The organism is Pseudomonas brassicacearum (assembly GCF_009601685.2).
Taxonomy (GTDB): Bacteria; Pseudomonadota; Gammaproteobacteria; order Pseudomonadales; family Pseudomonadaceae; genus Aquipseudomonas; species Aquipseudomonas kilonensis_B.
The window spans coordinates 447,275-466,869 of the sequence record NZ_CP045701.2 but is presented as its reverse complement, the minus strand read 5'-3'; the positions used below and the strand labels follow the sequence as shown (position 1 = coordinate 466,869).

At 60.5% G+C, this 19,595-nt stretch carries 17 protein-coding genes; 10 read left to right on the top strand and 7 right to left on the bottom strand.

Annotated features, from left to right (window positions below):
- Positions 1-292 precede the first annotated feature (292 nt).
- Positions 293-2,743 (bottom strand): glycogen/starch/alpha-glucan phosphorylase, encoded by a 2,451-nt coding sequence (locus tag GFU70_RS02065; RefSeq protein ID WP_058546245.1) that lies wholly within the window; start codon positions 2,741-2,743, stop codon positions 293-295.
- 253 nt (positions 2,744-2,996) lie between these two features.
- Between GFU70_RS02065 and GFU70_RS02060 the strand changes: the two genes are divergently transcribed.
- Positions 2,997-3,434, top strand: coding sequence for a YkgJ family cysteine cluster protein (locus tag GFU70_RS02060; RefSeq protein ID WP_003196865.1), 438 nt, complete (start codon positions 2,997-2,999; stop codon positions 3,432-3,434).
- A gap of 206 nt (positions 3,435-3,640) precedes the next feature.
- Here GFU70_RS02060 and typA read toward each other — a convergent pair whose 3' ends face one another.
- Both typA and thiI read right to left on the bottom strand, forming a co-directional pair.
- Positions 3,641-5,461 (bottom strand): translational GTPase TypA, encoded by a 1,821-nt coding sequence (typA, locus tag GFU70_RS02055; protein WP_058546244.1) that lies wholly within the window; start codon positions 5,459-5,461, stop codon positions 3,641-3,643.
- A 138-nt stretch (positions 5,462-5,599) separates the two neighbouring features.
- Complete coding sequence (gene thiI, locus GFU70_RS02050) at positions 5,600-7,054, bottom strand: tRNA uracil 4-sulfurtransferase ThiI (protein ID WP_153387524.1); 1,455 nt, start codon at positions 7,052-7,054, stop codon at positions 5,600-5,602.
- A gap of 328 nt (positions 7,055-7,382) precedes the next feature.
- Between thiI and glnA the strand changes: the two genes are divergently transcribed.
- The 6 genes from glnA (at position 7,383) to ntrC (ending at position 13,566) form a co-directional block, all read left to right on the top strand.
- Positions 7,383-8,789 (top strand): type I glutamate--ammonia ligase, encoded by a 1,407-nt coding sequence (glnA, locus tag GFU70_RS02045; protein WP_057449143.1) that lies wholly within the window; start codon positions 7,383-7,385, stop codon positions 8,787-8,789.
- A gap of 121 nt (positions 8,790-8,910) precedes the next feature.
- Entirely contained in the window at positions 8,911-9,474 is a 564-nt protein-coding gene (locus GFU70_RS02040; RefSeq protein ID WP_058546242.1) for a chorismate mutase, read from the top strand.
- 181 nt (positions 9,475-9,655) lie between these two features.
- Positions 9,656-10,174: a DUF4124 domain-containing protein gene (locus GFU70_RS02035; RefSeq protein ID WP_058546241.1), complete on the top strand. Its 519-nt coding sequence runs from the start codon at positions 9,656-9,658 to the stop codon at positions 10,172-10,174.
- Entirely contained in the window at positions 10,171-10,794 is a 624-nt protein-coding gene (locus GFU70_RS02030) for a DUF4124 domain-containing protein (protein ID WP_058546240.1), read from the top strand. The genes GFU70_RS02035 and GFU70_RS02030 overlap by 4 nt, the downstream gene beginning before the upstream one ends.
- Before the next feature lie 253 nt (positions 10,795-11,047).
- Positions 11,048-12,133, top strand: coding sequence for a nitrogen regulation protein NR(II) (gene glnL / locus GFU70_RS02025; protein ID WP_058546239.1), 1,086 nt, complete (start codon positions 11,048-11,050; stop codon positions 12,131-12,133).
- Positions 12,130-13,566: a nitrogen regulation protein NR(I) gene (gene ntrC / locus GFU70_RS02020; RefSeq protein ID WP_058546238.1), complete on the top strand. Its 1,437-nt coding sequence runs from the start codon at positions 12,130-12,132 to the stop codon at positions 13,564-13,566. The genes glnL and ntrC overlap by 4 nt, the downstream gene beginning before the upstream one ends.
- Before the next feature lie 537 nt (positions 13,567-14,103).
- Here the strand turns inward: ntrC and GFU70_RS02015 are convergent.
- Positions 14,104-14,544 carry a hypothetical protein gene (locus tag GFU70_RS02015; RefSeq protein ID WP_058546237.1) on the bottom strand — a complete coding sequence of 147 codons (441 nt, stop codon included), beginning with the start codon at positions 14,542-14,544 and terminating at the stop codon, positions 14,104-14,106.
- Between GFU70_RS02015 and trmL the strand changes: the two genes are divergently transcribed.
- Entirely contained in the window at positions 14,543-14,998 is a 456-nt protein-coding gene (gene trmL / locus GFU70_RS02010) for a tRNA (uridine(34)/cytosine(34)/5-carboxymethylaminomethyluridine(34)-2'-O)-methyltransferase TrmL (protein WP_058546236.1), read from the top strand. The two genes, GFU70_RS02015 and trmL, sit on opposite strands and share 2 nt — an antisense overlap.
- Positions 14,999-15,168: 170 nt before the next feature.
- On the opposite strand, the gene secB is transcribed toward trmL, so the two are convergent.
- Genes secB through GFU70_RS01995 form a run of 3 tightly spaced genes read right to left on the bottom strand, consistent with a single transcriptional unit; the run spans position 15,169 to position 16,361 of the window.
- A complete protein-coding gene (gene secB, locus GFU70_RS02005) occupies positions 15,169-15,651 on the bottom strand; it encodes a protein-export chaperone SecB (protein WP_058546235.1) in 483 nt (160 codons plus the stop codon).
- Between the two features lie 40 nt (positions 15,652-15,691).
- Entirely contained in the window at positions 15,692-15,946 is a 255-nt protein-coding gene (gene grxC, locus GFU70_RS02000; RefSeq protein ID WP_003186737.1) for a glutaredoxin 3, read from the bottom strand.
- A gap of 1 nt (position 15,947) precedes the next feature.
- Entirely contained in the window at positions 15,948-16,361 is a 414-nt protein-coding gene (locus GFU70_RS01995) for a rhodanese-like domain-containing protein (protein WP_116643359.1), read from the bottom strand.
- 152 nt (positions 16,362-16,513) lie between these two features.
- Here GFU70_RS01995 and gpmI point away from each other — a divergent pair, with 152 nt between their 5' ends.
- Together gpmI and GFU70_RS01985 are read left to right on the top strand one after the other, a co-directional pair.
- A complete protein-coding gene (gene gpmI, locus GFU70_RS01990) occupies positions 16,514-18,043 on the top strand; it encodes a 2,3-bisphosphoglycerate-independent phosphoglycerate mutase (protein ID WP_058546233.1) in 1,530 nt (509 codons plus the stop codon).
- 241 nt (positions 18,044-18,284) lie between these two features.
- The gene (locus tag GFU70_RS01985) at positions 18,285-19,577 is read left to right on the top strand and encodes a murein hydrolase activator EnvC family protein (RefSeq protein WP_058546232.1); all 1,293 of its coding nucleotides are present in this window, start codon (positions 18,285-18,287) and stop codon (positions 19,575-19,577) included.
- Positions 19,578-19,595: the final 18 nt, after the last annotated feature.

Below are 19,595 nucleotides of genomic sequence, written 5' to 3'. Positions count from 1 at the left end.
CGTAACCGTGGTGATGCGATGCCTGGATCAGTCTAGTGGAAACCCCCAAACCCTGTGGGAGCGGGCTGTGTGGGAGCAAGGTTTGCTCGCGATCCAGGCGCTGCGGTCCTCAAGAAACCGCGGCGTTTTCATCGCGGGCAAGCCTTGCTCCCACACAGCCCGCTCCCACATTGGAATATCGGCGCTGCCAATAATTGAGTCCGGCCACATCACAGCCCGGCGAAACTGGCGCCTAGTATATCGACGAAGCCCAACCGCCGTTGGGCTTCGCTCACATTTCTTGCAGCAAACGCTACTCCAAGGCCTTCCAGATGTCGGTCGCGTATTCACGGATGGTCCGGTCCGAGGAGAACCAGCCCATGCGCGCAGTGTTGAGCACCGCCGAACGCCACCATTGCTTGGAGTCATGCCAACGCTCTTCGACCTTGGCCTGGGCGTTCCAGTAGGAGTCGAAGTCGGCGCAGACCAGAAAGCGGTCATAGTCCACCAGCGAGTCCACGAGCCCGGCGTAGCGCATCGGATCATCCGGCGAGAACACCCCGCCGCGAATCGCCTGCAATACGTCGTTGAGTCGATGGGACGCGGCAATGTCCGGCGCGGCGCTGAATTCACCGTTTTGCTTGCGCGCTTCCACCTGCTCGGAAGTCAGGCCGAAGATGAACATATGTTCACCACCAATGCGCTCATGCATCTCCACGTTGGCGCCGTCCATGGTACCGATGGTCAGCGCACCGTTGAGGCCGAACTTCATGTTGCTGGTGCCTGACGCTTCGAAACCGGCCGTGGAGATCTGCTCCGACAGGTCCGCCGCCGGAATGATGCTTTCGGCCAGGCTGACGTTGTAGTTGGGCAGGAACACCACTTTGAGCAGGCCGCGCACGGTCGGGTCGTTGTTCACCACCCGGGCGATGTCGTTGGTCAGTTTGATGATCAGCTTGGCCTGGTGGTAACTGGCGGCAGCCTTGCCGGCGAAGATCTTCACCCGCGGCACCCAGTCCACTTCCGGCTCGGCGCGGATCGCCTGGTACAGCGCCACGGTGTGCATCAGGTTGAGCAACTGGCGCTTGTATTCATGGATCCGCTTGACCTGCACGTCGAACATCGCCGCCGGGTTCACGGCAATCCCCAGCCGCTCGTGGATCAAGTAGGCCAGGGCCTTCTTGCTGTGCAAGCGCTGCTCGGCAAACTGTTTGCGAAACGCTGGCTTGTCGGCGAACGGTTCCAGCTCGATCAAGCGTTCCTCGGGGTTGTCGAGCACGCTCGGGCCGAGGGCGTCGACCATCATCGAGGTCAATTCGGAGTTGGCCTGGAACAACCAGCGGCGGAAGGTGATGCCGTTGGTCTTGTTGTTGATTCGCTCCGGATAGAGCTTGTGCAACTCGGAAAACACCGTGCTGCGCATCAACTGGGTATGCAGCCCGGACACGCCGTTGACACTGTGGGAACCGAGGAATGCCAGGTTACCCATGCGCACCCGGCGGCCATTGTCCTCTTCGATCAGCGAAACCGAGCGCAGCACATCGAAATCGTGCACGCCCTTGGCCCGCAGCGAATCGATGTGCTGGGCGTTGATCAGGTAGATGATCTGCATGTGCCGGGGCAGCATGCGCTCCATCAACCCCACCGACCAGGTTTCCAGGGCTTCGGGCAGCAGCGTGTGGTTGGTGTAGGACAGCGTGTCCTGAGTGATCTGCCAGGCCGCGTCCCAAGCCACGTCGTAGACATCCACCAATTGCCGCATCAACTCGGCCACGGCAATGGACGGGTGAGTGTCGTTGAGCTGGATCGCGGCGTGGTCGCCCAGGGTCAGCACCGAGGTGTGCATGTTGCGATGACGGCGCAGCAAGTCCTGCAGCGAGGCGGCCACGAAGAAGTATTCCTGGCGCAAGCGCAGTTCCTGGCCCGCCTCGGTGCTGTCGGCCGGGTACAGCACGCGGGAAATACTTTCGGCCCGGGCCACTTCCGCCACCGCGCCCAAGTGATCGCCGGCATTGAAGCGTTCCAGGTGCAGCTCTTCCATGGCCCGGGCACGCCACAGGCGCAGGGTGTTGACGCTGGCACCGCGCCAGCCCACCACCGGCGTGTCATAGGCAATGGCCCGCACGGTTTCGCCCGGCGTCCAGACTTGCCGAGTCTTGCCCGCGTCATCGGTCACGGTCTCGACGCTGCCGCCAAAGCCGATCGGGTAAACCACCTCCGGCCGTTCGAACTCCCAGGGGTTGCCGAAATCCAGCCAGTGTTCGGTCTGCTCCTGCTGCCAGCCGTCAACGATGGCTTGGCGGAACAGGCCGTGTTCATAACGAATACCGTAGCCGTGGCCGGCAATGCCCAGGGTCGACATGCTTTCCATGAAACACGCGGCCAAGCGACCAAGGCCACCGTTGCCCAACGCCGCATCCGGCTCGAGCAGGCGGATACGCTCCAGGTCCACGCCCAGTTCGGTCAGGGCCTCGCGCGCCGTGTCCAGCAAGCCGAGGTTGCTCAGGCTGTCGTAGAGCAAGCGGCCGATGAGAAATTCCAGGGAGAGGTAATAGACGCGCTTCTGACCCTTGCGGTAGATCTGTCGCGTGTGGTCCATCCAGTGTTCGACCATGTGGTCGCGCGCAGCAAGGGCGATGGCTTCGAACCAGTCGTGATCAAACGCATGATCCGGGTCCTTGCCGACGGCATAAGTGAGTTTGGTCAACACGGCGTCGCGAAATGCCGCAACTTCGGCTTCGCGAACAAGTGGTTCTTGAGTCATTGATAAGACCTCGAACGAGCATGGAATTGTCTGAGCCTAGACGGTCTGACAGACGGTTCAGGCTCTTGGTTCGGTGGATTTCCCCGAGTGTCGGAGAATCGCCGCCAGGGAATTGCCGGATGGTCGAATGAATGCAGGGGCCGTGCCGATCCGGGCGGATTTGGCCGCGATGAAAAAAAACTGGCGGATGGTCGTTCAAAATTTCACCAGTCCCGGTATGATCGCGCGCCCTGATGCATGCTGGTAAACCGTGATGATGAAGCCCAACCTGATCGCCGCCGCGGAGATCGACCGACTCGATACCTGGGCCAAGTACTCCGCCCCGATGTGCGGCTCCTGTGTGTCGAGCTGCTGCACGCTGCCAGTGGAGGTCAAGATCAAGGACCTGATCCGCATCGGCATCGTCGATGAGTTCGAACTGGGCGACCCGCCGAAGAACATCGCCAAGCGCCTGCAAAAGGAAGGGATCGTCGAGCGCTACAACCAGAAGTCCGAGATCTTCACGCTCCAGCGCATGAGCAACAACGACTGCCTTTATCTGGATCGCAAGAGCCGGTTGTGCACCATTTACGAGAAACGCCCGGACACCTGCCGCAACCATCCGCGGGTTGGACCACGGCCAGGCTATTGCGCCTACAAGCCCAAGGAAGTGGAGCGCGAGCGCAATCCGCGGACGTTGGACAAATTTTGATCGACTGCTGGTTCTGCTGTGTCTGAACCACCGTTATCGCGAGCAAGCTCGCTCCCACACGAAGTCTGTATCCACTGAAGACCCACTGTGGGAGCGAGCTTGCTCGCGATAGGGCCCTGACAGCCGCCACATAACTTCCAGGCATAAAAAAACGCCCCCGATCTCACGACCGGGGGCGTTTTTTTAGCTGCTAGCTAAGTCGAAACTCAGTTGCCGCTTTTCTTGGCAGCGCGGGTACGCTCGCTTTCGCCCAGGATCTTCTTGCGAAGACGGATGGACTTAGGCGTCACTTCACACAGCTCGTCTTCCTGCACGAACTCCAGCGCTTGCTCCAGGGTGAACTTGACCGGTGGAACCAGGGCGATGGTTTCGTCCTTGCCCGAAGCACGCATGTTGTCGAGCTTCTTGCCTTTGGTTGGGTTCACGCCCAGGTCGTTGTCGCGGCTGTTCAGGCCGACGATTTGACCTTCGTAGATATCCTGGCCGTGCTCGACGAACAGCTTGCCGCGCGCTTGCAGGGTTTCCAGCGAGTAGGTCAGGGCCTTGCCGGTCGCAACCGATACCAGGACACCGTTCTGACGGCCGGACATGTCGCCGGACTTCATCACGTCGTAACGATCGAAGATCGAAGTCAGGATGCCGCCACCGGAGGTCAGGGTCAGGAACTCGTTACGGAAACCGATCAGGCCACGGGCCGGAATGTTGTACTCAAGGCGCACACGGCCCTTGCCATCCGGAACCATGTTGGTCAGGTCGCCTTTGCGCAGGCCCATTTGCTCCATGATCGCGCCCTGGGATTCTTCCGGCAGGTCGATGGTCACGTTTTCGTACGGTTCGTGCTTGACGCCATCCACCATGCGGATGATCACTTCAGGACGGCCCACGCCCATTTCGAAGCCTTCGCGACGCATGGTTTCGATCAGTACCGAGAGGTGCAGCTCGCCACGGCCGGAGACCTTGAACTTGTCGGCCGAGTCGCCTTCTTCAACGCGCAGGGCAACGTTGTAGAGCAGCTCTTTGTCCAGGCGTTCCTTGATGTTGCGGCTGGTCACGAACTTGCCTTCTTTACCGCAGAATGGCGAGTCGTTGACCTGGAAGGTCATGGAAACGGTTGGCTCGTCGACGGTCAACGGCTTCATCGCTTCGACGTTCAGTGGGTCGCACAGGGTGTCGGAGATGAACAGTTGCTCGAAGCCGCTGATGCAGACGATGTCGCCGGCCGCAGCTTCTTCAACGTCGATGCGGTGCAGGCCGTGGTGACCCATCAGCTTGAGGATACGACCGTTGCGCTTCTTGCCGTCGGCGTCGATGGCAACCACTGGGGTGTTCGGCTTGACGCGACCACGGGCGATACGGCCAACACCGATAACACCCAGGAAGCTGTTGTAGTCCAGTGCCGAGATTTGCATCTGGAACGGGCCGTCACGGTCGACTTTCGGCGCCGGTACGTCGTCGACGATCGACTGGTACAGCGGGGTCATGTCTTCAGCCATGTTGGTGTGGTCCAGACCGGCAATACCGTTCAGGGCCGAGGCGTAGACGACTTTGAAGTCCAGCTGTTCTTCGGTGGCACCCAGGTTGTCGAACAGGTCGAAGATCTGGTCCAGGACCCAGTCCGGACGCGCGCCTGGACGGTCAACCTTGTTGATGACCACGATCGGACGCAGGCCGGCTTCGAAAGCCTTCTTGGTCACGAAACGGGTTTGCGGCATAGGGCCGTCCTGGGCATCGACCAGCAGCAGCACGGAGTCGACCATCGACATCACGCGCTCTACTTCACCACCGAAGTCGGCGTGGCCCGGGGTGTCCACGATATTGATGTGGTAGCCATTCCAGTTGATGGCGGTGTTTTTCGCCAGGATGGTAATACCGCGCTCTTTTTCCTGGTCGTTGGAGTCCATCACGCGCTCGTCGTTGAGCTCGTTGCGCTCCAGGGTGCCGGATTGACGCAAGAGTTTGTCTACCAGGGTGGTCTTACCATGGTCAACGTGAGCAATGATGGCGATGTTGCGTAGATTTTCGATCACTTGTGTATCTCGATCAGAGGATTCGGTGTGCTGACAGGTCGTGGCAGCGATTTACGTTGAGTCCGACAAAGCCGTTACAGCCTGTCGGCGGCGTCGGGGGGCCGGTGACGCAGGCCACAGGCAAACAGCCCCGGGCACTTAGCTCGGTCGATAAACGCGCACATTGGCATGCCCCTCACTGAGCAAATGGTGGGCATGCAGGCGACTCATCACGCCTTTGTCGCAATACAGCAGGTACTGGCGAGTAGGGTCCAGTTCCTTGAAACGCGCGTTCACTGCATAGAACGGCATCGTTTTTACCTCGATGCCGGCGATGCTCAGCGGATCGTCTTCAGCGTCGTCCGGGTGACGGATGTCGATGATGATCTGACCGGCCAGCGCTTCGCCGACTTCTTCAATTTGTATGTCCTGGCCCAACTCATCGATGACTCGATCGATTGGCACCAGCCTGGCGTTTTCGAGCGCACGCTCGAGCACCGCCATGTCGAATTCTTTCTCTTCGTGCTCCACCCGCCCGCGCTTGGCCGCCGTCTTCGGATTGACCGAGATGACGCCGCAGTACTCCGGCATGTGCCGGGCAAATTCGGCGGTGCCGATTTCATTGGCCTGGTCGATGATGTCCTGCTTGTGGCTGGCAATCAGCGGCCGCAAGACCAGTTTCTCGGTCACGCAATCGATCACCGACAGGTTCGGCAGCGTCTGGCTCGACACCTGGGAGATCGCCTCGCCGGTCACCAGCGCGTCGATTTGCAGGCGGTCGGCAATTCGTGAAGCGGCGCGCAACATCATACGCTTCAAAATGACGCCCATATGACTGTTATCGACTTTGCCGAGAATCTCGCCCAGAACTTCCTCGAACGGCACACTCACAAATAACACGCGTTGGGAGCTGCCGTACTTCTTCCAGATGAAGTGCGCCACTTCCATCACGCCCAGTTCATGGGCACGCCCGCCGAGGTTGAAGAAGCAGAAATGGCTCATCAACCCGCGACGCATGATCTGGTAGGCGGCCACCGTGGAGTCGAAGCCGCCGGACATCAGCACCAGGGTCTGCTCCAGCGAACCCAGCGGATAACCGCCGATGCTGTTGTGCTGGCTGTGGATCACGAACAGCCGCTGGTCGCGAATTTCGATGCGCACTTCGACCTGCGGGTCTTTCAAGGAAATACCGGCCGCGCCGCACTGTCGGCGCAATTGGCTGCCGACATACTTCTCCACATCCATCGAACTGAACGGGTGCTTGCCGGCACGCTTGCAGCGCACCGAAAAAATCTTGCCGGCCAGGGCATCACCATAATGGAGCATGCATTTGGCGAGGATGTCGTCGAAGTCCCCCAGCGGGTATTCATCGACTTGCAGGAAATGCGCGATGCCCGGCATGCAGCTCAGGCGCTCGGTCATTTCCTTCAGGGCCTTGGGTTCGCTGACACGGGTTTCCAGTTCGAGGTTGTCCCACACGCCGTTCACCACCACGGCCGGGTCCAGGTCTCGGAGCACGGCACGGATGTTCTTGGCCAACTGGCGGATGAAACGCATCCGTACCGGGCGGCTCTTGATGGTGATCTCGGGGAAGACTTTTACGATTAGTTTCATGAAAACAGCGCGCGAACGGCCAGCCGAAAAAGGGGGGCGCGGATTATAGCGGAAATTGCTCAAGGTTTAACCAGTTTATGTGCAGATGGTTTTGCATGCACCAAAACAGGTCATTATCCATTGACGACGCCACATTGCAGTGCGTTATTGTCTGGCAATCTTTGATTGATGCCTTTAAAAGCGTGGATTTGGTGCAAAAAACCCATGCTGGGGCACTGGCATGCAATTTGCTCCCTTGTGAGGCAGGTTGCCTTGGCAGAGTATTCGCGCCGGCATCACCCATATCTAAGGGCACTCCACTACCCGCCCGAAGCCACCCGGAGGACATATGTCGAAGTCGGTTCAACTCATCAAAGATCATGACGTCAAGTGGATTGATCTGCGCTTCACTGACACCAAAGGTACTCAACATCACGTGACCATGCCGGCCCGTGATGCGCTGGACGACGAATTCTTTGAAATCGGGAAAATGTTCGACGGCTCCTCCATCTCCGGCTGGAAAGGCATCGAAGCCTCCGACATGATCCTGATGCCGGACGACGAAACGGCCGTCCTGGACCCGTTCACCGAAGAGCCGACCCTGATCCTGGTCTGCGACATCATCGAACCTTCGACCATGCAAGGCTATGACCGCGACCCACGCGCCATCGCCCACCGCGCCGAGGAATACCTGAAGTCCACCGGTATCGGCGATACCGCTTTCTTCGGTCCTGAGCCTGAGTTCTTCATCTTCGACTCGGTCAAGTTCAAGTCCGATATCTCCGGCTCCATGTTCAAGATCTTCTCCGAACAAGGTTCGTGGATGTCCGACCAGGACGTGGAAGGCGGCAACAAAGGCCACCGCCCAGGTATCAAGGGCGGCTACTTCCCGGTTCCACCGTTCGATTTCGACCACGAAATCCGTACCTCCATGTGCAACGCACTGGAAGAAATGGGCCAGACCGTCGAAGTTCACCACCACGAAGTGGCAACTGCCGGCCAGAACGAAATCGGCGTGAAATTCAACACGCTGGTCAAGAAGGCTGACGAAGTCCAGACCCTGAAGTACTGCGTACACAACGTTGCCGATGCCTTCGGCCGCACCGCGACCTTCATGCCCAAGCCTCTGTATGGCGACAACGGTTCGGGCATGCACGTTCACATGTCGATCTCCAAAGACGGCAAGAACACCTTCGCAGGCGAAGGCTATGCCGGCCTGTCGGACACCGCCCTGTACTTCATCGGCGGTATCATCAAGCACGGTAAGGCCCTGAACGGCTTCACCAACCCGTCGACCAACTCCTACAAGCGTCTGGTACCTGGCTTCGAAGCCCCGGTCATGCTGGCCTACTCGGCTCGCAACCGTTCCGCCTCGATCCGTATTCCTTACGTGAACAGCCCTAAAGCCCGCCGTATCGAAGCGCGTTTCCCGGATCCGGCTGCCAACCCGTACCTGGCCTTCGCCGCACTGATGATGGCCGGTCTGGACGGTATCCAGAACAAGATCCACCCTGGCGATGCCGCTGACAAAAACCTGTATGACCTGCCGCCTGAAGAGGCCAAGGAAATCCCACAGGTGTGCGGCAGCCTGAAAGAAGCCCTGGAAGAGCTGGACAAGGGCCGCGCCTTCCTGACCAAGGGCGGCGTATTCAGCGATGACTTCATCGACGCTTACATCGCACTGAAAAGCGAAGAAGAAATCAAGGTTCGCACCTTCGTTCACCCACTGGAATACGAGCTGTACTACAGCTGCTGATCCAGTAAACGCCGCCACGCACGGCGTGAATAAAAAGAGGCCTCCTTCGGGAGGCCTTTTTTATGCGCGCAGGTTACGTGCATGATGCCTCGTTGCTCCTCCACTGAAGACGAGACTGCCCATGACTTCACGCTTCAAGCTCTGCCTTGCCCTGTCCGCCGCGCTGCTGGCCCCCACCGCCGAAGCCGCCTCGACGCCCGCCCCTGAGGCCCTTACCCCGCTGCTTAACGCCATTGGCGAACGCCTGGCCCTCGCCGATCAAGTGGCGCTGAGCAAATGGGACAGCCATAAAGCGGTAGAAGACCGTCAGCGCGAGCGAGAAGTCATTGCCGCCGCCGTTGCCCAGGCGCCGACCTACAAGCTCAGTGGCGAAACCGTGGAAGCTTTTTTCGCCGCCCAAATTGAAGCCAACAAAATGGTGCAGTACATCAACCTGTCCGACTGGGCCCTGGACGGCAAGGCCCCGGACCTCCCACGCCCGGACCTGGTGGGACAGATCCGCCCGCAACTCGACCGACTGCAAAAACGCCTGCTGCAACAACTGGCCGACTTCGCCCCCTACCGCACCGACCCGCAGTGCCCGCAATGGCTGGCCCAGGCAACCCACCACAACAAGCAGCACCCGGTGCACCGGCTCGCCCTGATCCGGGCGACCGGAGAGCTGTGCATCTCCACAAAATCCTGAGGCCCCCTGTGGGCGAGCTTGCTCGCGATGAGGCCAGCACATTCAACACCTCAGCGACTGGCACCCCGCCTTCTCGAGCAAGCCCGCTCCCACAGGAGGCGCATGCAACACAACAACTGGGCCAACCCTCCGCCCTGGCCTATGCTGCAACCCATCACTTTTCGTTTTCGGTCGATTTTCCATGGGTCGTGGTTTTTCAATCATTCTGTTGCTGCTGCTGGCACTGCCAGCCGCCGCGCAGATCTACAAGTACACCGACGCTGACGGCAACACCGCCTACAGCAACCAGCCACCCCAAGGCGTACCGGCCCAGACGGTGGAGTTGCCGCCACTCAACAGCATCGAACGCCAATCCCCCGCCAGCCCGGACACACCACCAGCCCCCGCGAACAGCGACGAGCCGCGCGATGCCTACGAGATACTCGAACTGACGGACATCCCCACTGAGCAAGCCCTGCGTGCCAACAATGGCACCTTCACCGTCGGCGTGCGGGCTCAACCGCGCCTGCGCAGCCCGCATCTGTTCCGGCTGCTGCTGGATGGCCAACCCTACGGCCAGCCGTCCAACGTGCCGCGCCTGCAATTGGTGAACATCGATCGGGGCGAGCACAGCCTGGCGGTTCAAGTCATCGACGGGGACACGCTCGTGCAACAGAGCGAAACCGTGACCTTCACCGTGCAGCGGGTGCACCAGCCATGATCCGCTGGTTGCTCGCGCTTAGCCTGACGCTGGCGGCGCTGCCTGGGGTGGCGCAGGTCTACACCTACATCGATGCCCAGGGTAATCGCGTCTTCACCGATCAACCGCGCCCCGGCAATGCGAAGAAAGTCCAACTGCCGCCCAGCAACCGGATGCCGGCGCCGCCCCTGGACACAACCTCGGCGCCCACGACCGAAACCCGGCCCGAGCCCCTGTTTCATTACGAAATGCTCCGACTGTTGATACCCGAGCCGGACGCCACGATTCGCAGCACCGCAGGCGAACTGATCGTCAGCGTCACCAGCGAACCCGGCCTGAAAAAAGGCCACCGCTACCGCCTGCTGCTCGACGGCCAGCCGACGGGCGAGGCGGGGCCGAGCCCGGTGTTTGCCTTGAACAACATTGATCGAGGCACCCATCACCTGGCGGCAGAAATCCTCGATGAGCAGGACCGGATCGTCGAACGCACCGCCAACCAGCCCTTCCATATGCAACGCATGTCCCTGGCGCAAAAGCGCCGCATCAAACCCTGCGCCACGGCCGATTACGGTCAACGCCCCGAGTGCCCCCTCGCCGAAAAGCCTGAAGAAGAAAAAAGCAGCATCTTGCCGTTCTTCTGATGTCGCTCAGGCTGGCGCACTATATTGGTGCAAAGCCTTGCACGCTACTCAGTTTCCAAACCCATTTTGGTTCGAAAGTACCCGAAGAAGCTGGCAGAACGCCACGCGACAGGGCGAAAAACACCCTTTTGAGGCTCTAAACGCTTCTTTTCGGAGCCTTGGTTTGGTTTTTGCATTTTCCTAGCAACAGCGCATCAATCGCGCGCGCAATTTGGGACCGATCCCCAGTTGCTACGCTCCAAAAGAGGTCCTGATGACCATTAGCGACGCACTACACCGCTTGCTGCTCGACAACCTCACCACCGCGACCATCCTGCTCGATGCCGAACTGCGCCTCGAGTACATGAACCCGGCGGCAGAGATGCTCCTGGCCGTCAGTGGCCAGCGCAGCCACGGGCAGTTCATCAGCGAGTTGTTCACCGAATCCGCTGAAGCGCTCAACTCCTTGCGCCAGGCGGTGGAACAAGCCCATCCGTTCACCAAGCGCGAAGCGATGCTCACCGCGCTGACCGGCCAGACCCTGACCGTGGATTACGCGGTTACACCGATCCTGAACAACGGCGCCACCCTGCTGCTGCTGGAAGTCCACCCGCGTGATCGCCTGCTGAGGATCACCAAGGAAGAAGCGCAATTGTCCAAGCAGGAAACCAGCAAGATGCTGGTGCGCGGCCTGGCCCACGAGATCAAGAACCCCCTCGGCGGGATTCGTGGCGCGGCGCAATTGCTGGCCCGCGAACTGCCGGAAGAAAGCCTCAAGGACTACACCAACGTCATCATCGAAGAAGCCGACCGCCTACGGAACCTGGTGGACCGCATGCTCGGCTCGAACAAGCTGCCATCGCTGGCGATGTGCAACGTCCACGAAGTGCTGGAGCGTGTCGGCAGCCTCGTGGAAGCCGAAAGCCAGGGTTGCATCTCGTTGGTGCGCGACTATGACCCGAGCATTCCCGATGTCTTGATCGACCGCGAACAGATGATCCAGGCCGTGCTGAACATCGTGCGCAACGCGATGCAAGCTATCAGCAGCCAGAACGAGCTGCGCCTGGGCCGCATCAGCCTGCGCACCCGCGCCATGCGCCAGTTCACCATCGGCCATGTTCGCCATCGCCTGGTGACCAAGATCGAAATCATCGACAACGGCCCGGGCATCCCTGCCGAACTGCAGGAAACCATTTTCTTTCCCATGGTCAGCGGCCGCCCGGACGGTACCGGGCTGGGCCTGGCCATTACCCAGAACATCATTAGTCAGCATCAGGGCTTGATCGAATGTGAAAGCCACCCCGGCCACACCACTTTCTCGATCTTCCTGCCACTGGAACAAGGAGCCACATCGACATGAGCCGTAGTGAAACCGTGTGGATCGTCGATGACGACCGTTCTATCCGTTGGGTCCTGGAAAAAGCCTTGCAACAGGAAGGCATGACCACCCAGAGCTTCGACAGCGCCGATGGGGTGATGAGTCGCCTGGCGCGTCAGCAACCGGACGTCATCATCTCCGACATCCGCATGCCTGGCGCCAGCGGCCTGGACCTGCTGGCGCGGATTCGCGAACAGCATCCGCGGCTGCCGGTGATCATCATGACCGCCCATTCCGACCTGGACAGCGCCGTGGCGTCCTACCAGGGCGGCGCTTTCGAATACCTGCCCAAGCCCTTCGACGTCGATGAAGCGGTGTCGCTGGTCAAGCGCGCCAATCAACATGCCCAGGAACAACAGGGCATGGAAGAGGTGCCAGCCCTGGCCCGTACCCCGGAAATCATCGGTGAAGCGCCGGCGATGCAGGAAGTGTTTCGCGCCATCGGGCGCCTGAGCCACTCCAACATCACCGTACTGATCAACGGCGAGTCGGGCACCGGTAAAGAACTGGTGGCCCACGCCCTGCACCGCCACAGCCCACGGGCGGCATCGCCGTTCATCGCGCTGAACATGGCGGCGATTCCCAAGGACCTGATGGAGTCCGAGCTGTTCGGCCACGAAAAAGGTGCGTTCACCGGCGCGGCCAACCTGCGGCGCGGGCGTTTCGAGCAAGCCGACGGCGGCACGTTGTTCCTCGACGAAATCGGCGACATGCCGGCGGACACCCAGACCCGCTTGCTGCGCGTGCTGGCCGATGGCGAGTTCTACCGGGTGGGCGGTCATACGCCGGTCAAAGTGGACGTGCGCATCATCGCCGCGACCCACCAGAACCTGGAAACCCTGGTCCACGCCGGCAAATTCCGTGAGGACTTGTTCCATCGCCTGAACGTGATCCGCATTCATATCCCACGCCTGGCGGACCGTCGCGAAGACATCCCGACCCTGGCCCGGCACTTCCTCAGCCGCGCGGCCCAGGAACTGGCGGTCGAGCCCAAGTTGCTCAAGAGCGAAACCGAGGAATACCTCAAGAACCTGCCGTGGCCGGGCAACGTGCGTCAGCTGGAGAACACCTGCCGCTGGATCACGGTGATGGCTTCGGGTCGCGAAGTGCACATCAGCGACCTGCCGCCAGAGCTGTTGAGCCTGCCGCAGGATTCGGCCCCGGTGACCAACTGGGAGCAAGCCCTGCGCCAGTGGGCCGACCAGGCCCTGTCCCGCGGCCAGTCGAGCCTTTTGGACAGCGCCGTGCCGGCCTTCGAGCGGATCATGATCGAAACCGCCCTCAAGCACACCGCCGGCCGCCGCCGCGACGCGGCGGTACTGCTGGGCTGGGGCCGCAATACCTTGACCCGCAAGATCAAGGAATTGGGGATGAAGGTCGACGGTGGGGATGATGATGACGGGGATGAGGGCTGATCGGCCTTTAGCCCTTGGCTGAATTTGAAGGCCCCATCGCGAGCAAGCTCGCTCCCACAATGGATTTTCAGTGTTCGCGAGCGCGTGAACACCACTGAACCCTGTGGGAGCGAGCTTGCTCCGGGCGGCGATCCGACGATGCTTTTAAAGGCTCCATGCACCGCTTCAATGCACGGCGAACCGCAATTGCTCATGCGCCCAAGTCCGGCCCCATCGGCCCGCCACGCAAAAACCAGCCCACATAAAAGCAAAAGCCCCGAAATACGGGGCTTTTCGCATAACCGGCAGATTATTTGTGACAAGCCATTTAAAACTGGCACGCCCCCTGCAATAACTCAATCACTACCCAGTTTCGGGGACCTTGGTACAGGCAGGCCGGGGATTCCCCTCTTTTATACCGGGCTCATCGAGCCCACTGTTTTGGGGGCCTTGATACAGGCAGGTCAAGGTTTCCCTTCTTTACACCAGGGCTGAACCTTCGCGGTGAGCCCTCCCGTTTTGGGGACCTTGGTACAGGCAGGCCGGGGATTCCCTCTTTTATTGCTCCTGGAGACGGACCTCCAGCCGCCAGCGGTCATCGACCTCGCTGCCGGTCCACTCTCCTCGCAACGGACGCGCCGCCACCAGCATCAACAACAACCCCTTGTCACTCAAGCGCACCCGCCAGTTCACGTCTTTGCCGTTGAGCTTGAGCTGGCCCTTCTGCGGCCGACCTTCTGCCTGGAACAGCAGCGCCACTGAGCCGTCGACGATTTCCCCATGGAGCTTGGGTTCATTGTTGAACCAAGCGACAAGCACGCCATCAGCCACCTCGACCTGCTGCAGCTCGCTCGGTTCAGGCGTGGTCAGGCGGCCGATCATCAAGCCAACCATCATCCCGAAGATCGCCAACGAGCCCATCACCCGAGGCATTAGCTTCGAACGCCGGTCGGTTTGCAGCGTAGAATGCCGCTCATCTTTATCTGCGGAGCCGTGCATGTTTCACGTCATCCTTTTTCAACCGGAAATTCCGCCGAATACCGGCAATGTCATCAGGTTGTGCGCCAACAGCGGCTGCCACCTGCATTTGATCGAACCGCTGGGCTTCGAAATGGACGACAAGCGCCTGCGCCGAGCTGGCCTCGACTACCACGAGTATGCCACCTTGCAGCGTCACGCCGACCTTGCCAGTTGTCTGGAAAGCCTCGGGCATCCGCGCCTGTTCGCGTTCACCACCAAGGGTTCGCGGCCGTTCCATGACGCCAGCTTCGTCGCTGGCGATGCGTTCCTGTTCGGCCCGGAAAGCCGTGGCCTGCCGGCCGAGGTGCTGGATGCCCTGCCCGCCGACCAGCGCTTGCGCCTGCCGATGCGCGAAGGCTGCCGCAGCCTGAACCTGTCCAACACCGTGGCGGTGGCGGTTTATGAAGCGTGGCGGCAGAACGGCTTCGCCTGAACCCTGCCTGTCAGCCAGAAACACCTGTGGGAGCGAGCCTGTGGGAGCAAAGCTTGCTCGCGATGAGGTCGACACGGTTCAACTGCAAAACCGCGTCATCGTTCATCGCGAGCAAGCCTTGCTCCCACAGGGCTCGCTCCCACAGTTTTGTGCCGGGCTGGCAGCGCCGTTTACTGAACGGTCGCGCCGCCTTCTTGCTGCATGCGCTGCAGTTCTTGCGCATACAGGGCATCGAAGTTCACCGGAGCCAGCATCAGGGCCGGGAACGAACCGCGGGTCACCAGGCTGTCCAGGGTTTCGCGGGCGTACGGGAACAGGATGTTCGGGCAGAACGCGCCGAGGGTGTGGCTCATCGAAGCGGCATCCAGGTTCTTGATCAGGAAGATCCCGGCCTGTTGCACTTCGGCGATGAACGCCACTTCGTCACCGTTCTTCACGGTAACCGACAGGGTCAGCACCACTTCGTGGAAGTCATCTTCCAGGGCTTTCTGGCGTGTGTTCAGGTCCAGGCCTACGCTCGGCTCCCACTGCTGGCGAAAGATCGCCGGGCTTTTCGGGGCTTCGAAGGACAGGTCACGGACATAAATGCGCTGCAAGGAGAATTGCGGTGCGGCTTCTTCTTCAGTGGCAGCTGTGTTCTGTTGGTCAGTCATCGCAGATCCTTCTTACTTTCAGGTTCTATTAATAGGAAATTCAGGCCTTGAGCATCGCGTCGAGCTTGCCGGCGCGCTCCAGGGCGAACAGATCATCGCAACCGCCCACGTGGGTGCTGCCGATCCAGATCTGCGGCACGGACGTGCGCCCGGCCTTCTGGGTCATTTCGGCGCGCAGTTGCGGCTTGCCGTCGACCTTGATCTCTTCGAAAGCCACGCCTTTGTTCTGGAGCAGGAACTTGGCTCTGGAGCAATAGGGGCAGTAATCGCTGGAATAGACAACAACGTGGGGCATTTCACTTCACCAGGGGCAGGTTGTCGGCTTTCCAGCTCGCAACGCCGCCGGACAGCTTGGCGGCGGTGAAACCGGACTTCATCAGCTCGCGGGCGTGGGTGCCGGCGTGCTGGCCTTGGGCATCTACCAGGATCAGTGTCTTGGCCTTGTGCTTTTCCAGCTCGCCGATACGGGCGATCAGTTTGTCCTGGGGAATATTCACCGCCCCGACAATGTGGCCGGCGGCGTAATCCTTGTTTGGGCGGATGTCCACCACCACGCCGGCATCCTTGTTGACCAGCGCCGTCAGCTCGCCGGTACTGAGGCTGCGGCCGCCGCCCTGCATCGTATGGACTACCAGCAACGCCAGCAGTACGACGAAGATACCGACGAGAATGTAGTGGTTAGTGGCAAATTCAATCAGGTGAGCAACCATCGAAGGAGGTTCCAGGGCGTTAAAATGTCGGCCAGTATACACAGCACACAAGGTGGGCCAAACCCCGCCCGGCGGTGACGCCGTCGGAACTTACCTTTAAACTGCCCGTCCCTTTTCCATCGTCTTCTTTTAACCAGCCACGAGTGGATTCCATGACTACCACGCCTAAACCTTTGGTCCTGATGATTCTCGACGGCTTCGGTCACAGTGACAGCCACGAATCCAACGCCGTGTATTCGGCCAAAAAGCCTGTGCTGGACCGCTTGTGGGCCACCGTGCCCAACGGCCTGATCTCCGGCAGCGGCATGGACGTCGGCCTGCCGGACGGGCAGATGGGCAACTCCGAAGTCGGCCACATGAACCTCGGCGCCGGCCGCGTGGTGTACCAGGACTTCACTCGCGTGACCAAATCGATCCGCGACGGTGAGTTCTTCGAAAACCCGACCATCTGCGCCGCCGTGGATAAAGCCGTGGCTGCCGGCAAGGCCGTGCACTTCATGGGCCTGCTGTCCGACGGTGGGGTGCACAGCCACCAGGATCACCTGATCGCCATGGCCGAACTGGCCGTCAAGCGCGGTGCCGAGAAGATCTATCTGCACGCGTTCCTCGATGGCCGCGACACCCCGCCGAAAAGCGCCACTTCGTCGATCGAACTGCTGGACGCCGCCTTCCAGGCACTCGGCAAGGGGCGCATCGCCAGCCTCATTGGTCGCTACTACGCCATGGACCGTGACAACCGTTGGGACCGCGTGTCCCAGGCCTACAACCTGATCGTCGACGGCAGCGCCGATTTCAACGCTGCCACCGCCCAGCAAGGCCTGCAAGCCGCCTACGAGCGCGGCGAAAGCGACGAATTCGTCAAGGCCACCACCATCGGTGAGCCGGTCAAGGTAGAAGACGGCGACGCCGTGGTCTTCATGAACTTCCGAGCCGACCGCGCCCGCGAACTGACCCGCGTGTTTGTCGAAGACGATTTCAAGGAGTTCGAACGCGCTCGCCAGCCAAAACTGGCCGGTTTCGTGATGTTGACGCAATACGCCGCCAGCATCCCCGCGCCATCGGCTTTCGCCGCCGGCAGCCTGGAAAACGTGCTGGGCGACTACCTGGCGAAGAATGGCAAGACCCAACTGCGCATCGCCGAGACCGAAAAATACGCCCACGTGACGTTCTTTTTCTCCGGCGGCCGTGAAGAGCCTTTCCCGGGCGAGGAACGCATCCTGATCCCTTCGCCGAAAGTCGCCACCTACGACCTGCAACCGGAGATGAGCGCCCCGGAAGTGACCGACCGCATCGTCGACGCCATTGAAAACCAGCGTTACGACGTGATCGTGGTCAACTACGCCAACGGCGACATGGTGGGCCACAGCGGCGTGTTCGAGGCAGCGGTCAAGGCCGTGGAATGCCTGGACACCTGCGTTGGCCGCATCGTCGAAGCCCTGGAAAAGGTCGGCGGCGAAGCACTGATCACGGCCGACCACGGCAACGTCGAGCAGATGTCCGACGAATCCACCGGCCAGGCCCACACCGCCCACACCACCGAGCCGGTGCCGTTCATCTATGTTGGCAAGCGCAACTTCAAGGTCCGCGACGGTGGCGTGCTGGCTGACGTGGCGCCGACCATGCTGATGTTGCTGGGCATGGAGAAGCCGGCGGAAATGACCGGGACTTCGATCCTGGTCTGATTGATCCATCAATCACCGTAAATCCTGTGGGAGCAAAGCTTGCTCGCGATAGCAATCTAACAATCTACATTTACGTTGGATGTGCTGACGTCATCGCGAGCAAGCTTTGCTCCCACAGGGGTTTGGCGGGAAATAAGTGCCCTGCACCCCTCCAGTTATCACACAGCCCCAAATGGGCGTTTTTTTTGCAGCGTGGGGCGGGCATACTAGGCCGTCCCTTTCCCTGGTGTCGCCCGCCTCTATGCTTCGCGTCCTGATAGCCCTCGCTCTGACCTGCCTGCTCCAACCGGCCTTTGCCGACGAGCGCGCGCAAACCCAACAACAGTTGGAAGCCACGCGCCAGGACATTGCCGAGCTGAAGAAACTGCTGGGCAAGTTGCAGGAAGAGAAATCCAGCGTGCAGAAAGACCTGCGCGGCACCGAGACCGAGATGGGCAAGCTGGAGAAGCAGGTCGACGCCCTGCAAAAAGAGCTGAAGAAAAGCGAATCCGAGCTGCAGCGACTCGATGGAGAGAAAAAAAAACTCCAGAGCGCGCGCACTGAACAGCAAAAACTGATCGCCATCCAGGCCCGGGCCGCCTACCAGAACGGTCGCCAGGAATATCTCAAGCTGCTGCTCAACCAGCAAAACCCCGAGAAATTCGCCCGTACCCTCACTTATTACGATTACCTGAGCCAGGCACGCCTGGAACAGCTCAAGAACTTCAACGAAACCCTGCGCCAACTGGCCAATGTCGAAAAAGACATCGAACTGCAGCAAGCCCAGTTGCTGGTGCAGAAAAGCAGCCTCGACAGCCAGCGCGAAGAACTCGAGAAGGTCCGCAAGGAACGCCAGGTGGCCCTGGCCAAGCTCAATGACGACGTGAAGGCTCGCGACAGCAAGCTCAAGGCCCGCGAGCAGGACCAGGCCGAACTGGCCAAGGTACTGAAAACCATTGAAGAAACCCTGGCCCGACAGGCCCGAGAGGCAGAAGAAGCGCGTCAGAAAGCGCTGATCGCCCAGCAGGAAGCCGAAAAAAAGCGCTTGCGTGAGGCCCAGGCCGACGCGGACGACGGCGCCGCGCCGCGCAAACCGGTGAAATCGAGCCCCGGCGCGCTGGTTTCCAGTGATGGCGAAACCTTCGGCGGCGCTTTTGCTTTGGCGCGGGGCAAACTTCCATGGCCGGTCAATGGTCGATTACTTGCGCGCTTCGGCCAAACCCGCGGCGACGACACCCGGGCCAAGTGGGACGGCGTGATGATCAGCGCTTCCGCCGGCAGCCAGGTACATGCCGTGCATGGCGGGCGTGTGGTCTTCGCCGACTGGTTGCGCGGCGCCGGCCTGCTGGTAATCCTGGATCACGGCAACGGCTACTTGAGCCTGTACGGCCACAACCAGACGCTGCTCAAGGCTGCGGGGGATGTGGTCAAGGCCGGTGAATCCATCTCCACGGTCGGTAACAGTGGCGGGCAGGACACGCCAGCACTGTATTTCGCTATTCGTCAGCAGGGTCGCCCCAGTGACCCGGCCCAATGGTGTCGTGCGCAAGGATAAGCGCGCCCATCCTATTAA